Origin of the sequence: Pseudomonas sp., from assembly GCF_017744435.1 — a bacterium.
Lineage (GTDB): Bacteria > Pseudomonadota > Gammaproteobacteria > Pseudomonadales > Pseudomonadaceae > Aquipseudomonas.
Window position 1 is genome coordinate 115,741 of the sequence record NZ_JAGIBG010000004.1, and the last position, 15,544, is coordinate 131,284.

A 15,544-nucleotide genomic window follows, 5' to 3' on the forward strand; every position below is an offset into this window, starting at 1 on the left:
GATCCGATTTACCCGCGAAGCAGGCGACTCGGTTTCGGATCAGTCTTCGCTGATGGTGATGCTCGGCATCGCCGGCGCCGCCGCTTCCTGCAGCACGATCCGTGCGCCCACCTGACGGGCAAGCTCCTGGTAGACCATGGCAATCTGGCTTTCCGGTTCGGCGATCGCCGTCGGCTTGCCGCTGTCGGCCTGCTCGCGGATCAGCATCGACAGCGGCAGCGAGGCCAGCAGTTCGACGCCGTATTGCGCCGCCAGCTTCTCGCCACCGCCTTCACCGAACAGGTGCTCGGCATGGCCGCAGTTCGAGCAGATGTGCACGGCCATGTTCTCCACTACGCCCAACACCGGGATGTTGACCTTGCGGAACATCTCCACACCCTTCTTGGCATCCAGCAGGGCCAGGTCCTGTGGCGTGGTGACGATCACCGAACCGGCTACGGGCACCTTCTGCGCCAGGGTCAGCTGGATATCGCCAGTCCCCGGTGGCATGTCGATGACCAGGTAATCCAGGTCGTCCCAGGCAGTCTGGGTCACCAGCTGCAGCAACGCACCGGACACCATCGGCCCACGCCAGACCATCGGCGTGTTGTCATCGGTGAGGAACGCCATGGACATGACTTCCACGCCATGGGCCTTGATCGGCACGAACCACTTCTGCTCACGGATCTGCGGGCGGGTACCCTCGGCGATACCGAACATCACGCCCTGGCTGGGGCCATAGATGTCGGCATCGAGAATGCCCACCCGGGCGCCTTCACGGGCCAGGGCCAAGGCCAGGTTGGCGGCGGTGGTCGACTTGCCGACCCCGCCCTTGCCCGAGGCCACGGCAATGATGTTCTTGACGTTGGCCATGGCCGGCACCTGGGCCTGGGCCTTGTGCGCGGCGACCACGCAGTCGATCGACACCTGGGCTGAGCTGACGCCGTCGAGGTTCTCGATCGCGGTCTGCAGCACCTGGGCCCAGCCGTTCTTGAACAGGCCGGCGGCATAGCCCAGCTGCAACTGCACAGCGACCTGCCCGCCCTGGATGTCGATGGCGCGCACACAACCGGCGCTGACCGGGTCCTGGTTCAGGTAAGGGTCGGTGTACTGGCGAAGCACGCCTTCGACGGCGGCACGGGTGACGGCACTCATGGACACTCCCATTGGCAAACTGAGTACGAAACAGACGCCTATCCTAACCCGTCAATCGTCAGCAGATGCGTGCTTGGGGTGAAATATCTTCGCCGGCCCTTTATAGTGGCCGATCACCCTCATTTTTACCCGAGCCAGATAAGTAGCCGAGCCACCATGTCCGAGCCACGTCAGATTCTCGTTACCAGCGCCCTGCCCTATGCCAATGGATCCATCCACCTTGGCCATATGCTGGAGTACATCCAGACGGACATGTGGGTGCGCTTCCAGAAGCTGCGCGGCAACCAGTGCATCTACGTCTGCGCCGACGATGCCCACGGTTCGGCCATCATGTTGCGTGCCGAGAAAGAAGGCATCACCCCGGAGCAACTGATCGCCAATGTCCAGGCCGAGCACAGTGGCGACTTCGCCGACTTCCTGGTGGACTTCGACAACTTCCACTCCACCCACAGCGACGAAAACCGCGAGCTGTCGAGCCTGATCTACGGCCGCCTGCGTGATGCCGGGCACATCGCCACCCGTTCGGTGACCCAGTACTTCGACCCTGAAAAGGGCATGTTCCTCGCCGACCGTTTCATCAAGGGCACCTGCCCGAAATGCGCGGCTGAAGACCAGTACGGCGACAACTGCGAAAAATGCGGCGCCACCTACGCCCCGACAGAACTGAAGAACCCCAAGTCGGCGATCTCCGGTGCCACCCCGGTACTGCGCGATTCCCAGCACTTCTTCTTCAAGCTGCCGGACTTCCAGGCGATGCTGCAGCAGTGGACGCGCAGCGGCACCCTGCAGGATGCCGTCGCCAACAAACTCGCCGAATGGCTGGATTCCGGCCTGCAGGAGTGGGACATCTCGCGTGATGCGCCGTACTTCGGCTTCGAGATCCCAGGCGAGCCGGGCAAGTACTTCTACGTCTGGCTGGACGCGCCGATCGGCTACATGGCCAGCTTCAAGAACCTCTGCGCACGCCGCCCGGAGCTGGACTTCGACGCCTTCTGGAACGAAGGCTCCAAGGCCGAGCTGTACCACTTCATCGGCAAGGACATCGTCAACTTCCACGCCCTGTTCTGGCCAGCCATGCTCGAAGGCGCCGGATTCCGCAAGCCGACTGCAGTCAACGTGCACGGCTACCTGACCGTCAACGGCGCGAAGATGTCCAAGTCGCGCGGCACCTTCATCAAGGCCCGCACCTACCTGGACCACCTGCAGCCGGAATACCTGCGCTACTACTATGCCGCCAAGCTTGGCCGTGGCGTCGATGACCTCGACCTGAACCTCGAGGACTTCGTGCAGAAGGTCAACTCCGACCTGGTCGGCAAGGTAGTCAACATCGCCAGCCGTTGCGCCGGCTTCATCCACAAAGGCAATGCGGGCGTGATGGTCGCGGGCGATGCTGCGCCGGAGCTGACCGAGGCCTTCCTCGCTGCCGCCCCGTCGATCGCCGAAGCCTATGAAGGCCGCGACTTCGGCCGCGCCATGCGCGAAATCATGGCCCTGGCCGACCGTGCCAACGCCTGGATCGCCGACAAGGCGCCCTGGTCGCTGGCCAAACAGGAAGGCAAGCAGGACGAAGTCCAGGCCATCTGCGCCCAGGGCATCAACCTGTTCCGCCAGCTGGTGATCTTCCTCAAACCGGTGCTGCCACTGCTCGCCGCCGATGCCGAGGCATTCCTCAACGTCGCGCCACTGACCTGGAACGACCATCAGTCGCGCCTGGAAAACCACCAACTGAACCCGTTCAAGGCGTTGATGAGCCGTATCGAACCGGCCAAGGTCGAAGCCATGGTCGCCGCCAGCAAGGAAGACCTGCTGGCCGCCGAAGCCCAGGCACCAGCCGGGAACGGCGAGCTGACCAAGGACCCGCTGTCTGCCGAAATCGAGTTCGACACCTTTGCCGCGGTTGACCTGCGCGTCGCGCTGATCGTCAAGGCTGAAGCCGTGCCTGGCGCCGACAAGCTGCTGCAGCTGACCCTGGACATCGGCGACGAGCGCCGCAACGTGTTCTCCGGCATCAAGTCGGCCTATCCAGACCCCTCCCAGCTGGAAGGCCGCCTGACCATGATGGTGGCCAACCTCAAGCCGCGGAAAATGCGCTTTGGCGTGTCCGAGGGCATGGTCATGGCGGCCGGCCCTGGCGGCGAAGAGATCTACCTGCTCAGCCCTGACAGCGGCGCCAAGCCAGGTCAGCGCATCAAGTAAGCCTTCTGCCCCGGCCTCACCGCCGGGGCAGTTCCATCTGCCGCGCCAATGCCGGACGCTCCAGGCGATTCCCGGCTATCGTCATTCACATGAACGACTACATGCTGATCCTGGCCAGCGCTGCGCTGTTCAGCCACCTGCTCCTGCAACAACGGCCGTTGAGCCGGCTGCGCCTACAGGTCTGTGGCCTGGCAGGCGCCCTATCGATAGCGCTCGGGGCAAGCGGCGGGCAAGCGCTCGAACGGTTGATCATCGCCCCCTGGCATTTGCAGGACTTGCGCCTGTTCCTGCTGCTGCCCTGGCTGGCGTTGCTGGCATGGGGCGTGCCGCAGGTGTTGGCCAGGCTACGCCCGCAGTGGCCCACCGGGGACCTTGCGCTGCCCTTGCTGGGCAATGCCTTGCTACTGGGCCTGGTGCTGCAAGTGACGGCTGATGACACCTCGGCGCTGGCAACGTTGTGCTGGGGGATAGTGGCCGGCCTGGGCTTCTGGCTTGCGCTGATGCTGTTCGACGACCTGCACCTGCGCAGCCAGCACCCTGACGTACCGGCCGCGCTGCGCGGCTTGCCCATTACATTGATCGGTACAGGTGTCATGGCCCTGGCGTTCTCGGGATTCAACGGACTTTTCACTCAATGAACTTGATTCAACGCATCGACGCCCTGCTGCCGCAGACCCAGTGCGGCAAATGCGGCCACAATGGCTGTCGGCCCTACGCCGAAAGCCTGGCTGCGGGCGACGCCATCAACAAGTGCCCGCCAGGCGGCAGCGAAACCATCGCCGCGCTGGCCGTGCTGCTGGAAGTGCCACTGCTTGCGCCTGACCCACAACGAGGAAGCGCACCGCCCCAGGTTGCCTTCATTCGCGAAGCCGAATGCATCGGTTGCACCAAATGCATTCAGGCCTGCCCGGTCGATGCCATCGTCGGCGCCGCAAAGCTGATGCACACCGTCATCGCCGACGAATGCACCGGCTGTGACCTGTGCCTGGCGCCCTGCCCCGTCGACTGCATCGACATGCAAGCGCTGCCTGCCACCGTGGTGCCGATTGTCAGCGGACTGGCCCATACCCCCGAACAACTGCAGGCCCGTCGCCAGCGCCGCGATCATGCGCGTCAGCGCCACGAACAGCGAAACGCCCGCCTGCAACGCGATATCGCGCGCCGGGAAGCGCAGCGCCAGGCTCGTGCGGCCGGAGCCACACAAGGCGCGCCAGACGCGATCAAGGCCGCCCTCGAACGGATCAAGGCGCAAAAAGCCGCCGCTGCCGATGCTGCGCACACAGCGGCCGGGCACGACCATGGCAAACCCTGACCCACGGCTACGAAAGGCCATGGGCCTGGTGCTGCTGGCCTGCGTGCCCGGCTTGCTCGCGGCCCTCTGGACTCAGGGCTGGGGAGTGATGTTCAGTCTGTTGCTGTGCGCCAGTAGTGCACTGAGCTGCGAAGCAGCACTGCTGGCTGTGCGTCGACAGCCGGTTCTACCAGCATTGAACGATGGCAGTGCCCTGGTAACTGCAGTGCTGCTGACCATCGCCCTGCCTGCACCAGCGCCCTGGTGGTTGCCTGTAACAGCAGCAGGCATTGCCATCGGCGTCGGCAAGCAAGCCTTCGGCGGAGTGGGCCGCAACCTGTTCAACCCGGCAATGGTCGGTTACGCCTTTGTACTGCTGAACTTTCCGCTGCAAATGACCCACTGGCCCAGCCAGGCCGTAGGCTTTATCGATAGCCTGCAGCTGGTGTCTGGCAGTGGCAACCAGATCGATGCCTGGGCGGGGCCGACCATTCTCGATGGCCTGCGTCACAACCGCAGCCTGACCATCGACGAGCTCTTCGCCAGCCACTCCGGTTTTGGCAATTTCGGCGGCCGCAACAGCGAGTGGATCAACCAGGCACTCCTGTGTGGCGGGCTGTTTCTCTTGCAGCGCAAGGTCATCAGCTGGCATGCCCCGGCAGGCCTGCTGGCCGGCCTGTTCCTGTTCAGTCTGTTGGCCTGGAATGGCTCCGGCTCGGATTCGAACGGCTCGCCACTGCTGCACCTGTTCAGCGGCTCAACCATGCTGGCGGCGTTCTTCATCGCCACGGAGCCGGTGTCAGGCCCCAAGATCAACCTGGCCAGGTTGCTGTTTGGCTTTGGCGCAGGCGCGCTGATCTACCTGATCCGCACTTGGGGCAGTTACCCGGATGGCACGGCATTCGCCATATTGCTGATGAACCTGGCGGTCCCCGCCCTTGATCGGTTTGCCTTGCAACGTCAGCAGGTGTCGCCATGATCGCACCTGTTCGCAGCAGCTTGCTGGTACTTGCTGTCGGTGGGTCGGCGCTGGCGTTAACGCTGGCCTGGCAACACTGGACTCGCCCTGCCATCATCGACGCCCAGCGCCAACTGCAGGCAGGCCAATTTCTGGCGGTGCTGCCCGCGCAAAGTTACGACAATCGCCCCCTGGACAACGCGTTGCCATTGCCCGCCGATCAGCCCTTGCATAGCAAGGTACTCGCGGCCTATCGCGCAACCCTTGGCACTTCGCCAACAGCCATCGTGATGGTGAGCCAGGTTCAGGGCTATGCCGGCCCGATCAGGCTGACCATTGCCATCGGCGCTGATGGCCGACTGATCGGCACTCGAGTGATCGAACAGCAGGAAAGCCCTGGACTGGGCGGTCAGATTGCCGACCCGCAGTCTGGCTGGCTGGCACAGTTTACCCATCACGGCCTAGGCGATCGCTGGGCGCTCAGGCGCGACCAGGGCGACTTCGACCAACTGGCCGGGGCGACCGTTACTTCCCGGGCCGTGATTGATGCCCAACAGGAGGCATTGCGATATTTTGACCAGCATCGCAGCGAGCTGCTCGGAGCCCCCGCCCATGAATAAATACGGCCTGCTGGTGACCGGCCTGGCTCCGCTGCTGGGTGCAACGCGCACCTTCCCGCAAGCAGTGGCCATCGGCGCGTGCATGCTCGTGCTACCCCTTCTCCACCAAGCCTTGCTAAGCCAGCTGCGGGCAACACTCAACGGCGCGAAGTACTGGTTGGCAAGCTTGCTGCTGCTTGCTGCGCTTGCCAGTTGCCTGCAACTGGCACTGCGGGCCTGGGCATTGCCATTGGCGCTGGCGCTTGGTTTTTATCCTGCGCTGATCTGCCTGCAATGTCTGGTCATCGACACATTGCTGCCAACTGAAGGGCGCTGGCGGCAACTGTTGCTGCATTTGAGTGGCCTGCTGCTCGCCTGCTTGTTGCTTGGCGCCGGCCGCCAATGGCTGGGCGATGTCGCCGGCATGCACCTGGCCCACCTGCCGTCAGGTGGGCTGCTAGTGCTCGGCGCGCTACTGGCCTTGTACAATGGGTTGCGCCCCACCCTCACACGTCGTCAAGGAAAGCGTTGAACCCATGAATGCCGCCAAACGCCTGGAGATCTTTCGCAGGCTGCACGAAGACAACCCCGACCCGAAAACGGAATTGGCTTACACCACGCCATTCGAGCTCCTGGTTGCCGTGACGCTTTCCGCACAGTCCACCGATGTCGGCGTCAACAAGGCCACTGCGCGCCTGTTCCCGGTCGCCAATACACCGCAGGCCATCCATGCGCTCGGTGTCGAGGGCCTGAGCGAATACATCAAGACCATTGGCCTCTACAACAGCAAGGCCAAGAACGTCATCGAGGCGTGCCGCCTGTTGATCGAACGCCATGACGGCGAAGTGCCGCAGACCCGAGAAGCACTGGAAGCGCTGCCGGGCGTTGGCCGCAAGACTGCCAACGTGGTACTCAACACCGCCTTCCGCCAGCCGACCATGGCCGTCGACACGCACATTTTCAGGGTCAGCAACCGCACCGGCATTGCACCCGGCAAGACTGTGCTCGAAGTCGAAAAGAAACTGCTCAAGTTCGTCCCCAGGGACTACCTGCTCGACGCCCATCATTGGCTCATCCTGCATGGCCGCTACGTGTGCCAGGCACGCAAGCCTCGTTGCGGTAGCTGCCGCATCGAAGATCTGTGCGAATACAAGCACAAGACCTCCGACGATTGAGCCAATAGCAAAAACAGCTGCATCGTGATTGAAAAAATCTTTTTTACCGGACTTCGCTTTCTCGCTATAAGGACGGCCAATGGCCCTTTGGCTTGGAGCGACTCATGAGTACCGATAAAGACGACCTGTCGATCGAAGATGACTTTGCCACCGCTGACGACGAAGCGGAGCCTCAGGTAGAAACCGCGAAGACCAACCTGAGCAAGCGTCGCACCATTGACAACCTCCTCGAAGAGCGACGCCTGCAACGGCAGCTCGCCGACTTCGACTACGACCTGTAGCCTCGCACAAAGCCTCCTTCGCGGAGGCTTTGTGCTTGCCGGGCTCAGTTCAGGCCATGACGCCGGGCCAACTCGATCAGGTCCACCAGTGAATGGGCATTCAGCTTCAGCAGCAGACGCGTCTTGTAGGTGCTGACCGTCTTGTTGCTGAGGAACATGCTGTCGGCAATTTCCTTGTTGGAGCGACCGCGTGCAAGCTGCTGCAGCACCATCATCTCCCTTGCCGACAGGCGATCTACCATTTCAGCCTCGCTGGCGCCTCCCACCCGGCCGTGGGACTTATGCAAAGCCTGATTCGGGAAATAGCTGTAACCAGAGAGCACAGCCTTGATGGCACTGAGCAGTTCGGTGAGTTCCTGCTGCTTGCACACATAGCCTGAAGCCCCCGCCTGCATGCAGCGCATGGAGAAATGCCCGGGCGCCTGGGAGGTCAGCACCAGGACACGGCTGCCTGGGCTGGCCGCAGCCATACGGGCGATGACTTCCAGCCCGTCGAGCTTGGGGATGCCGATATCGAGTACGACAATATCGGGGAGGTGTTCGCGAGTGAGCTGCAAGGCCGCTATGCCGTTGTCGGCTTCCGCAACAACATCGTAACCATGCCGTTCCATCAGCATGCGCACTGCCAAGCGTATGACCGGATGATCATCCACGATAAGGACTTTATTCATGCGATATCCATCATTCATTATTCTGCTTTGACGACTGCCTCACAATAACCGAGCAGAACGCTCAATGGCGCGTCGATTCCCCGCACAAATAGCCGAATAGATGAACCTTACATCGGTTTGGGAATTTTCCTACAAGAAAAATTTATAGCCTTCTCGCGAGTGCACTTACGAACCCGCAAATCGAAACGTGATCCATTTTCCCTGCCCCGGAAAAAGTCCACAATTTAGTTGAGGCAGTTAGTAGGTTATTGATAAGAAAAACATGCAGGAGGCAATAATCATGAACGAGAACCAACCTGTGGCTCCACTGACGATAATCGCCATTTTCGCCGGCATCATTGAAGCTTCAGCCTTGGCAACCTTGCCTTTTCTCAGCGAAAAAAGTCAGACGTACTACACATGGTTCCTTGTAGGGTTTCCATTCTTCCTCACAGCCCTGTTCTTTCTCACCTTGAACTTCAACTACAAGTCCTTTTACAAACCTGACCCTGCCGAGCAGAAGAACATCCCTGAACAAGCGACGCAGCCCGACATCCAAGAAACTGTAACCATGATGTTTTCCGGCCCTGACGCACAGAAGCTGATAGAACAACAAATCCTGCAAGCTATTACCCAACCGCATGTCGAAAACAGGCGTTGGCGCTTGTGCAATATGGACTTACAGCAGTGCGTGGATCTTTCTACCACCCACTTGCCTGAGGATCTACTCCATGGATATTGATCAGGCCAGCGTCCAGAAGGCAAAAAAAACCCCGGCAGAGCCGGGGTTTGTTTGCCACTTCAGCCAGATGCTCAGAGCATCCCGCGGCCTTTGTTGGCAGCGATACGCATGCGCAGCGCGTTGAGCTTGATGAACCCGGCCGCATCGGCCTGGTTGTAGGCGCCGCCGTCTTCTTCGAAGGTCGCGATATTGGCATCGAACAGCGAGTCGTCCGACTTGCGGCCAACCACGATGACGTTGCCCTTGTACAGTTTCAGGCGCACGACGCCGTTAACGTTGACCTGAGAAGCGTCGATCATCTTCTGCAGCATCAGGCGCTCCGGGCTCCACCAGTAACCGGTGTAGATCAGGCTGGCGTACTTCGGCATCAGCTCGTCTTTCAGGTGAGCGACTTCGCGGTCCAGGGTGATCGACTCGATGGCGCGGTGGGCCTTGAGCATGATGGTGCCACCAGGGGTTTCGTAGCAGCCGCGGGACTTCATGCCCACGTAACGGTTCTCTACGATGTCCAGACGGCCGATACCGTTGGCGCCGCCGATGCGGTTCAGCTCGGCAAGCACGGTGGCCGGGGTCATCTCGACGCCGTCGATGGCGACGATGTCACCATTGCGGTAGGTCAGCTCGATGTAGGTAGCCTGGTCCGGGGCGTTTTCTGGCGAGACGCTCCAGCGCCACATGTCTTCTTCGTGCTCGGTCCAGGTATCTTCCAGGACACCGCCTTCGTAGGAGATGTGCAGCAGGTTGGCGTCCATCGAGTACGGCGACTTCTTCTTGCCGTGGCGCTCGATCGGGATACCGTGCTTCTCGGCGTAGTCCATCAGCTTCTCGCGGGACAGCAGGTCCCACTCGCGCCATGGGGCGATGACCTTGACGCCTGGCTTGAGGGCGTAAGCACCCAGTTCGAAGCGAACCTGGTCGTTACCCTTGCCGGTAGCACCGTGGGAAATGGCGTCGGCGCCAGTTTCGTTGGCGATTTCGATCAGGCGCTTGGCGATCAGCGGGCGGGCGATGGAGGTACCCAGCAGGTACTCGCCTTCGTAGACGGTGTTGGCGCGGAACATCGGGAAGACGAAATCACGCACGAACTCTTCGCGCAGGTCGTCGATGTAGATCTCTTTTACGCCCATCGCCTGGGCTTTGGCGCGAGCCGGCTCGACTTCTTCGCCCTGACCCAGGTCAGCAGTGAAGGTCACCACTTCGCAGTTGTAGGTATCCTGCAGCCACTTGAGAATCACCGAAGTATCAAGGCCGCCGGAATACGCCAGTACGACCTTTTTTACGTCCGCCATGCCATCACTCCACGGGGTTGTACGGAAAGGGATCGATTCTACCGGCGTTGCGGATAAATTTACAGTGGGGCGACAGCTTCTGACGACAAAGCGACAGGAACTGTCGGTGGCGCGACGTAGGGCGGCGAAGAGATACGGTCAGGGTGCCTTCGTTCCTGGTGCACCCGGAGCAGCCGGAGCCGGAGCCGCAGCAGCAGGCGGGATGGCAGGCGCTGCGGATGCAGGTGCCGGCTGCTGAACCGGCTGCACTACCGGCTTCTCTGCCATCGCCACCCGATCCAGCTCGATATTCACCCGCCGGTTACGCGCCCGATTGGCCGGGCTGTTATTTTTCACCAGCGGATAGCGCTCGCCATGGAAGCGCACGACGATCTGCTCTTCGGGCACACCATGGGCCTTGAAGTAGTCGGCAACGGCCAAGGCCCGACGCCGTGAAGTGTCGCGATTGGTCAGGCGGTTACCACTGTTGTCGGAATGGCCATTGAGTTCGATGTGGTTCACCGTCGGGTCGGCCTTGAGGTAATCGAGGATCACATCCAGCCGCGCACGGGCGTCGGCATCGAGATCGAAGCCACCGCCCGGGAAACCAACCTGAGTCTGGCGCACCTGGTCATAGTTCATCGGCAGCATCTTGCTGGCACAGGCCTGATAGTCGTCATACGCCTTGGCGAAGCTGACCGGCAGCACGCGTACCTCCATCGCCCGCCCGCCTTCGCCGGTGTAATTGCGCACCACCGTGCTGCGGCCATCGAGCAGGCCGTTGATCAGGCGACTGGCCTGACTCTGCGACGAGCTGAACAGCACGCCGCTGCGGGCCATGCGAACAGCGCCGAGATTCACATCGCCGCGGCCCGGCTGCCAGGGGGCAGCGGCTGCCAGCAAGGTAGCGGAACCTGCACCGAGCACATTGCTGTGCGAACGCAACTGGAACACCGGCTGCTCACCGGCCTTGCGCACGAACTCGCCACTGCCGAAACCGTCGATCGGCTGGATCAGGCGGCACTCGAACTGGTCACCCTCGACTTTCCAGGCGACATTCTCCATGCGGGTCTGGAAGGTCAGTGCGCCGGCCGGCAGGCTGGCGACAAGGGTCAACAGGGCTAGGTAACGCTGGCGCACGGGCGGCTCCACAAATTCTGACGGCTTACAGGCAGGCTATCGGACGCTTGCCGGAAAACTTGATAGCCGTGCTCGGACCGGGGTTTTCCGGTAGCATTGGGGCCTGAGTTCGACCCGCCTGGAATTCCCAATGTCCGATCGCCTGACCCTCCTGCGTCCCGACGACTGGCACATCCATCTGCGCGATGGTGCCGTCCTGCCCCATACCGTTGGCGATGTGGCGCGTACTTTCGCCCGTGCCATCATCATGCCTAACCTGGTTCCGCCGGTGCGCAATGCCGTCGAAGCCGGTGCCTACCGCGAGCGCATCCTTGCCGCCCGCCCGGCTGGCAGCCGCTTTGAACCGTTGATGGTGCTGTACCTCACCGACCGCACCAGCCCCGAGGACATCCGCGCGGCCAAGGCCAGCGGTATCGTCTACGCCGCCAAGCTTTATCCGGCTGGCGCGACGACCAACTCCGATTCGGGCGTGACCAGCATCGACAACATCTTCCCGGCCATCGAGGCGTTGGCGGAAGTGGGCATGCCATTGCTGGTGCACGGTGAAGTGACCCGCAGCGAGATCGACGTGTTCGACCGCGAGAAGCGTTTCATCGACGAGCACATGCGCCGCCTGGTCGAACGCTTCCCGACCCTGAAAGTGGTGTTCGAGCACATCACCACTGGCGACGCCGCGCAGTTCGTCACCGAAGCCCCGGCCAACGTCGGTGCGACCATCACTGCCCAGCACCTGCTGTACAACCGCAACCACATGCTGGTCGGCGGTATCCGCCCGCACTTCTATTGCCTGCCGATCCTCAAGCGCAACACCCACCAGGTGGCGCTACTGGACGCGGCCACCAGCGGCAACCCGAAGTTCTTCCTCGGCACCGACTCGGCACCCCACGCCCGTCACGCCAAGGAAGCCGCCTGCGGTTGCGCCGGCTGCTACACCGCCTATGCAGCGATCGAGATGTACGCCGAGGCGTTCGAACAGCGCAATGCACTGGACAAGCTGGAAGGTTTCGCCAGCCTGCACGGCCCGGCCTTCTATGGCCTGCCGGCAAACACCGACACCATCACCCTGGTCCGCGAAGAATGGACCGCCCCGGACAGCCTGCCGTTTGGCGAGCAGACCGTGATCCCGCTGCGTGCCGGTGAGAAACTGCGCTGGCGCCTGCTGGAGGACAACGCGTGAGCGAAGACCTCTACGAAGACGACCAGGACGGTCAGGGCGGCAGCGGCTCGCGCCACCCGATGGCCGAGCGTTTCCGCGGCTATCTGCCAGTTGTGGTGGATGTCGAGACCGGCGGCTTCAACAGCGCCACCGACGCCCTGCTGGAAATTGCCGCCGTGACCATCGGCATGGACGAGAAAGGTTTCCTGTTCCCCGAGCACACCTACTTCTTCCGGGTCGAACCGTTTGAAGGGGCCAACATCGAGGCGGCCGCCCTGGAGTTCACCGGCATCAAGCTGGACCACCCGCTGCGCATGGCGGTGAGCGAGGAAAGCGCGCTCACCGACATCTTCCGCGGTGTGCGCAAGGCGCTGAAGGCCAACGGCTGCAAACGGGCGATCCTGGTCGGCCACAACAGCAGTTTCGACCTGGGCTTCCTCAATGCGGCGGTAACGCGTAACGATATCAAGCGTAACCCGTTCCATCCGTTCTCCAGCTTCGACACCGCAACCCTGGCGGGCCTGGCCTACGGCCAGACCGTGCTGGCGCGGGCCTGCCAGAGCGCCGACATCGACTTCGACGGCCGCGAGGCGCACTCGGCGCGTTACGACACCGAGAAGACTGCCGAACTGTTCTGCGGCATCGTCAACCGCTGGAAGGAAATGGGCGGCTGGCGCGACTTCAACGACTGAGTCGAAATGCTGAGCCGCTTTGCGGCCCCAGCATCCAGGCACAAAAAAACCGGCCACATGGGCCGGTTTTTTCATGCGCGTGGCAATTACAGCTTGCCAGCGTTCTCGCTCAGGTAAGCAGCAACGCCTTCTGGCGAAGCGGTCATGCCCTGGTCGCCTTTCTTCCAGTTGGCAGGGCAGACTTCGCCGTGCTCTTCGTGGAATTGCAGGGCGTCGACCAGACGCAGCAGCTCGTCCATGTTACGGCCCAGTGGCAGGTCGTTGACGATCTGCGAACGAACAACACCGTTGGTGTCGATCAGGAAAGCGCCGCGGAAGGCTACGCCGCCTTCGGACTCGACGTCGTAGGCCTTGCAGATTTCGTGGGTGATGTCGGCCGCCAGGGTGTACTTGACCTGGCCGATACCGCCGGCGTTGACCGGGGTGTTACGCCATGCGTTGTGGGTGAAGTGCGAGTCGATCGAAACGCCGATCACTTCAACGTTGCGCGCCTGGAAGTCAGGGATGCGGTTGTCCAGGGCGATCAGCTCGGACGGGCAGACGAAGGTGAAGTCCAGTGGGTAGAAGAACACCAGGCCGTACTTGCCCTTGATGGCCGAGGCCAGGTTGAAGCTGTCGACGATTTCGCCATTGCCCAGGACGGCTGGGACGGTGAAGTCGGGGGCTTGTTTGCCAACGAGTACGCTCATTGTAATCTCCTGATGAGGGTGAAGAACCATTTGCCGGGCCAAGGCAGGCTTGCCCGACATCCAACAAAGGCCGACCATCATACACGGCTTGTGGTGACAGGCCGAATGCAACCGTCGGTCGCTCAAGCACGCCCCTTTCAGAAAGTCCTTTGACAAGCATTCTCATTAACATTAAGCTCCAACCCATCGACTCAACCCGCGATGGTCAGCCCCTATGTATGTGTGTCTTTGTGTCGGCGTCACCGACGGACAGATCCGCGATGCGATCTATGAAGGATGCTGCAGTTACAAGGAAGTCCGAGCGGCGACCAACGTCGCCAGCCAGTGTGGCAAATGCGCCTGCCTGGCCAAGCAGGTGGTCCGCGAGACCCTCACCGAATTGCAGGTGAGCCAGCACGCTGCCCTGCCCTATCCGGTGGAATTTACTGCTGCCTGATATTACAGAATTCGAAGAACCGGACCTCGTGTCCGGTTTTTTTATGCCTGTATATCAATAAGTTAGCCTTCCAACGCGGTTCACAAACATTCTTATTCCTATTAATTTTTACTTATTATTCAAACACTTAGGTTTGACAGCCCCCAGTTACAGGCTCAAACTTCCCTGTATTGGCACACTTCTACAGGGCAGGAACCCGACATGAAAGGCGACGTAAGCGTCATCCAGCATCTCAACAAGATCCTCGGAAACGAGCTGGTCGCGATCAACCAGTACTTCCTGCACGCGCGCATGTACGAAGATTGGGGCCTGAACAAGCTCGGCAAGCACGAGTACAAGGAATCCATCGACGAGATGAAGCACGCTGACAAGCTGATCAAGCGTATTCTCTTCCTCGAAGGCATCCCCAACGTTCAGGACTTGGGCAAGCTGCTGATTGGCGAGCACACCAAAGAGATGCTCGAGTGCGACCTGAAGATCGAACAGAAAGGCCTGGTCGACCTGAAAGCCGCCATCGCCCACTGCGAAACCGCTGGCGACTTCGGCTCGCGTGACATGCTCGAAGACATCCTCGAGTCCGAGGAAGAGCACATCGACTGGCTGGAAACCCAGCTGGGCCTGATCGACAAGATCGGCATCGAGAACTACCTGCAGTCGCAGATGGGCGAAGAATAAGATTCTCGCCCCATAAAAAAACCCGCTTTGAGCGGGTTTTTTTATGGCTGCCTGAGGATCAGGCTTCGGAAGCCTTGGCCTTGGCGGCGGCGTCCTTGATCAGGGTCTGCAGCTCACCCTTCTCGAACATTTCCAGCATGATGTCGCTACCGCCAACCAGCTCACCGGCTACCCACAGTTGCGGGAAGGTCGGCCAGTTGGCGTATTTTGGCAGGTTGGCGCGGATTTCCGGGTTCTGCAGGATGTCGACGTAGGCGAACTTCTCGCCGCAACCCATCACAGCCTGCGAGGCACGCGCGGAGAAGCCACACTGTGGGGCATTCGGCGAGCCTTTCATGTAAAGCAGAATGGTGTTGTTGGCAATCTGCTCTTTGATCGTTTCGATGATATCCATGTAGCACCTCGGATGAACTTTCCGACGCGGTCGTCGGCACGGTGACGCATTGTATCGGAAAGCCGAGC

Annotated in this window: 18 protein-coding genes and 1 pseudogene; 13 read left to right on the plus strand and 6 right to left on the minus strand. The window is 61.2% G+C overall.

Going from position 1 to position 15,544, the window contains the following annotated elements:
• Nucleotides 1-39: 39 nt before the first annotated feature.
• The gene (apbC, locus tag J7573_RS04740) at nucleotides 40-1,134 is read right to left on the minus strand and encodes an iron-sulfur cluster carrier protein ApbC (RefSeq protein WP_159409131.1); all 1,095 of its coding nucleotides are present in this window, start codon (nucleotides 1,132-1,134) and stop codon (nucleotides 40-42) included.
• 156 nt (nucleotides 1,135-1,290) lie between these two features.
• Between apbC and metG the strand changes: the two genes are divergently transcribed.
• The 8 genes and pseudogenes from metG (at nucleotide 1,291) to J7573_RS04780 (ending at nucleotide 7,634) form a co-directional block, all read left to right on the plus strand.
• Entirely contained in the window at nucleotides 1,291-3,330 is a 2,040-nt protein-coding gene (metG, locus tag J7573_RS04745) for a methionine--tRNA ligase (protein ID WP_159409130.1), read from the plus strand.
• A gap of 89 nt (nucleotides 3,331-3,419) precedes the next feature.
• Entirely contained in the window at nucleotides 3,420-3,968 is a 549-nt protein-coding gene (locus J7573_RS04750; RefSeq protein ID WP_294326437.1) for an Rnf-Nqr domain containing protein, read from the plus strand.
• Nucleotides 3,965-4,606 (plus strand): annotated as a pseudogene (gene rsxB / locus J7573_RS04755) (electron transport complex subunit RsxB); the annotation flags it as partial. The gene J7573_RS04750 and the pseudogene rsxB, both read left to right, overlap by 4 nt.
• A 22-nt stretch (nucleotides 4,607-4,628) precedes the next feature.
• Complete coding sequence (locus J7573_RS04760) at nucleotides 4,629-5,600, plus strand: RnfABCDGE type electron transport complex subunit D (RefSeq protein ID WP_294326439.1); 972 nt, start codon at nucleotides 4,629-4,631, stop codon at nucleotides 5,598-5,600.
• Complete coding sequence (locus J7573_RS04765; RefSeq protein WP_294326441.1) at nucleotides 5,597-6,199, plus strand: RnfABCDGE type electron transport complex subunit G; 603 nt, start codon at nucleotides 5,597-5,599, stop codon at nucleotides 6,197-6,199. The genes J7573_RS04760 and J7573_RS04765 overlap by 4 nt, the downstream gene beginning before the upstream one ends.
• Nucleotides 6,192-6,710, plus strand: a complete 519-nt coding sequence (locus J7573_RS04770) for an Rnf-Nqr domain containing protein (RefSeq protein WP_294326443.1) — start codon at nucleotides 6,192-6,194, stop codon at nucleotides 6,708-6,710. The genes J7573_RS04765 and J7573_RS04770 overlap by 8 nt, the downstream gene beginning before the upstream one ends.
• Before the next feature lie 4 nt (nucleotides 6,711-6,714).
• Nucleotides 6,715-7,353 carry an endonuclease III gene (nth, locus tag J7573_RS04775; protein ID WP_294326446.1) on the plus strand — a complete coding sequence of 213 codons (639 nt, stop codon included), beginning with the start codon at nucleotides 6,715-6,717 and terminating at the stop codon, nucleotides 7,351-7,353.
• A 104-nt stretch (nucleotides 7,354-7,457) separates the two neighbouring features.
• Nucleotides 7,458-7,634, plus strand: coding sequence for a PA3496 family putative envelope integrity protein (locus J7573_RS04780; RefSeq protein WP_027918964.1), 177 nt, complete (start codon nucleotides 7,458-7,460; stop codon nucleotides 7,632-7,634).
• A 44-nt stretch (nucleotides 7,635-7,678) separates the two neighbouring features.
• On the opposite strand, the gene J7573_RS04785 is transcribed toward J7573_RS04780, so the two are convergent.
• Complete coding sequence (locus J7573_RS04785; RefSeq protein WP_294326838.1) at nucleotides 7,679-8,305, minus strand: response regulator transcription factor; 627 nt, start codon at nucleotides 8,303-8,305, stop codon at nucleotides 7,679-7,681.
• Between the two features lie 280 nt (nucleotides 8,306-8,585).
• On the opposite strand from J7573_RS04785, the gene J7573_RS04790 reads away from it, so the two are divergent.
• The gene (locus J7573_RS04790) at nucleotides 8,586-9,026 is read left to right on the plus strand and encodes a hypothetical protein (protein ID WP_294326454.1); all 441 of its coding nucleotides are present in this window, start codon (nucleotides 8,586-8,588) and stop codon (nucleotides 9,024-9,026) included.
• Between the two features lie 71 nt (nucleotides 9,027-9,097).
• On the opposite strand, the gene J7573_RS04795 is transcribed toward J7573_RS04790, so the two are convergent.
• Both J7573_RS04795 and J7573_RS04800 read right to left on the minus strand, forming a co-directional pair.
• On the minus strand, nucleotides 9,098-10,315 hold the full coding sequence (locus tag J7573_RS04795; RefSeq protein WP_294326457.1) for an argininosuccinate synthase: 1,218 nt from the start codon (nucleotides 10,313-10,315) through the stop codon (nucleotides 9,098-9,100).
• A gap of 138 nt (nucleotides 10,316-10,453) precedes the next feature.
• The gene (locus J7573_RS04800; RefSeq protein ID WP_294326459.1) at nucleotides 10,454-11,434 is read right to left on the minus strand and encodes an OmpA family protein; all 981 of its coding nucleotides are present in this window, start codon (nucleotides 11,432-11,434) and stop codon (nucleotides 10,454-10,456) included.
• Nucleotides 11,435-11,564: 130 nt separating this feature from the next.
• Here J7573_RS04800 and pyrC point away from each other — a divergent pair, with 130 nt between their 5' ends.
• Nucleotides 11,565-12,611 carry a dihydroorotase gene (pyrC, locus tag J7573_RS04805; protein WP_085675229.1) on the plus strand — a complete coding sequence of 349 codons (1,047 nt, stop codon included), beginning with the start codon at nucleotides 11,565-11,567 and terminating at the stop codon, nucleotides 12,609-12,611.
• Complete coding sequence (gene rnt / locus J7573_RS04810) at nucleotides 12,608-13,282, plus strand: ribonuclease T (RefSeq protein WP_294326467.1); 675 nt, start codon at nucleotides 12,608-12,610, stop codon at nucleotides 13,280-13,282. The genes pyrC and rnt overlap by 4 nt, the downstream gene beginning before the upstream one ends.
• Nucleotides 13,283-13,368: 86 nt before the next feature.
• On the opposite strand, the gene J7573_RS04815 is transcribed toward rnt, so the two are convergent.
• Nucleotides 13,369-13,971, minus strand: coding sequence for a peroxiredoxin C (locus J7573_RS04815; protein ID WP_027918971.1), 603 nt, complete (start codon nucleotides 13,969-13,971; stop codon nucleotides 13,369-13,371).
• Between the two features lie 214 nt (nucleotides 13,972-14,185).
• Between J7573_RS04815 and J7573_RS04820 the strand changes: the two genes are divergently transcribed.
• Both J7573_RS04820 and bfr read left to right on the plus strand, forming a co-directional pair.
• Nucleotides 14,186-14,407: a bacterioferritin-associated ferredoxin gene (locus tag J7573_RS04820; RefSeq protein ID WP_027918972.1), complete on the plus strand. Its 222-nt coding sequence runs from the start codon at nucleotides 14,186-14,188 to the stop codon at nucleotides 14,405-14,407.
• Between the two features lie 201 nt (nucleotides 14,408-14,608).
• Nucleotides 14,609-15,082, plus strand: a complete 474-nt coding sequence (bfr, locus tag J7573_RS04825; protein WP_003258014.1) for a bacterioferritin — start codon at nucleotides 14,609-14,611, stop codon at nucleotides 15,080-15,082.
• A gap of 58 nt (nucleotides 15,083-15,140) precedes the next feature.
• Here the strand turns inward: bfr and grxD are convergent, their stop codons facing one another.
• Complete coding sequence (gene grxD, locus J7573_RS04830; protein ID WP_010952251.1) at nucleotides 15,141-15,476, minus strand: Grx4 family monothiol glutaredoxin; 336 nt, start codon at nucleotides 15,474-15,476, stop codon at nucleotides 15,141-15,143.
• Nucleotides 15,477-15,544: the final 68 nt, after the last annotated feature.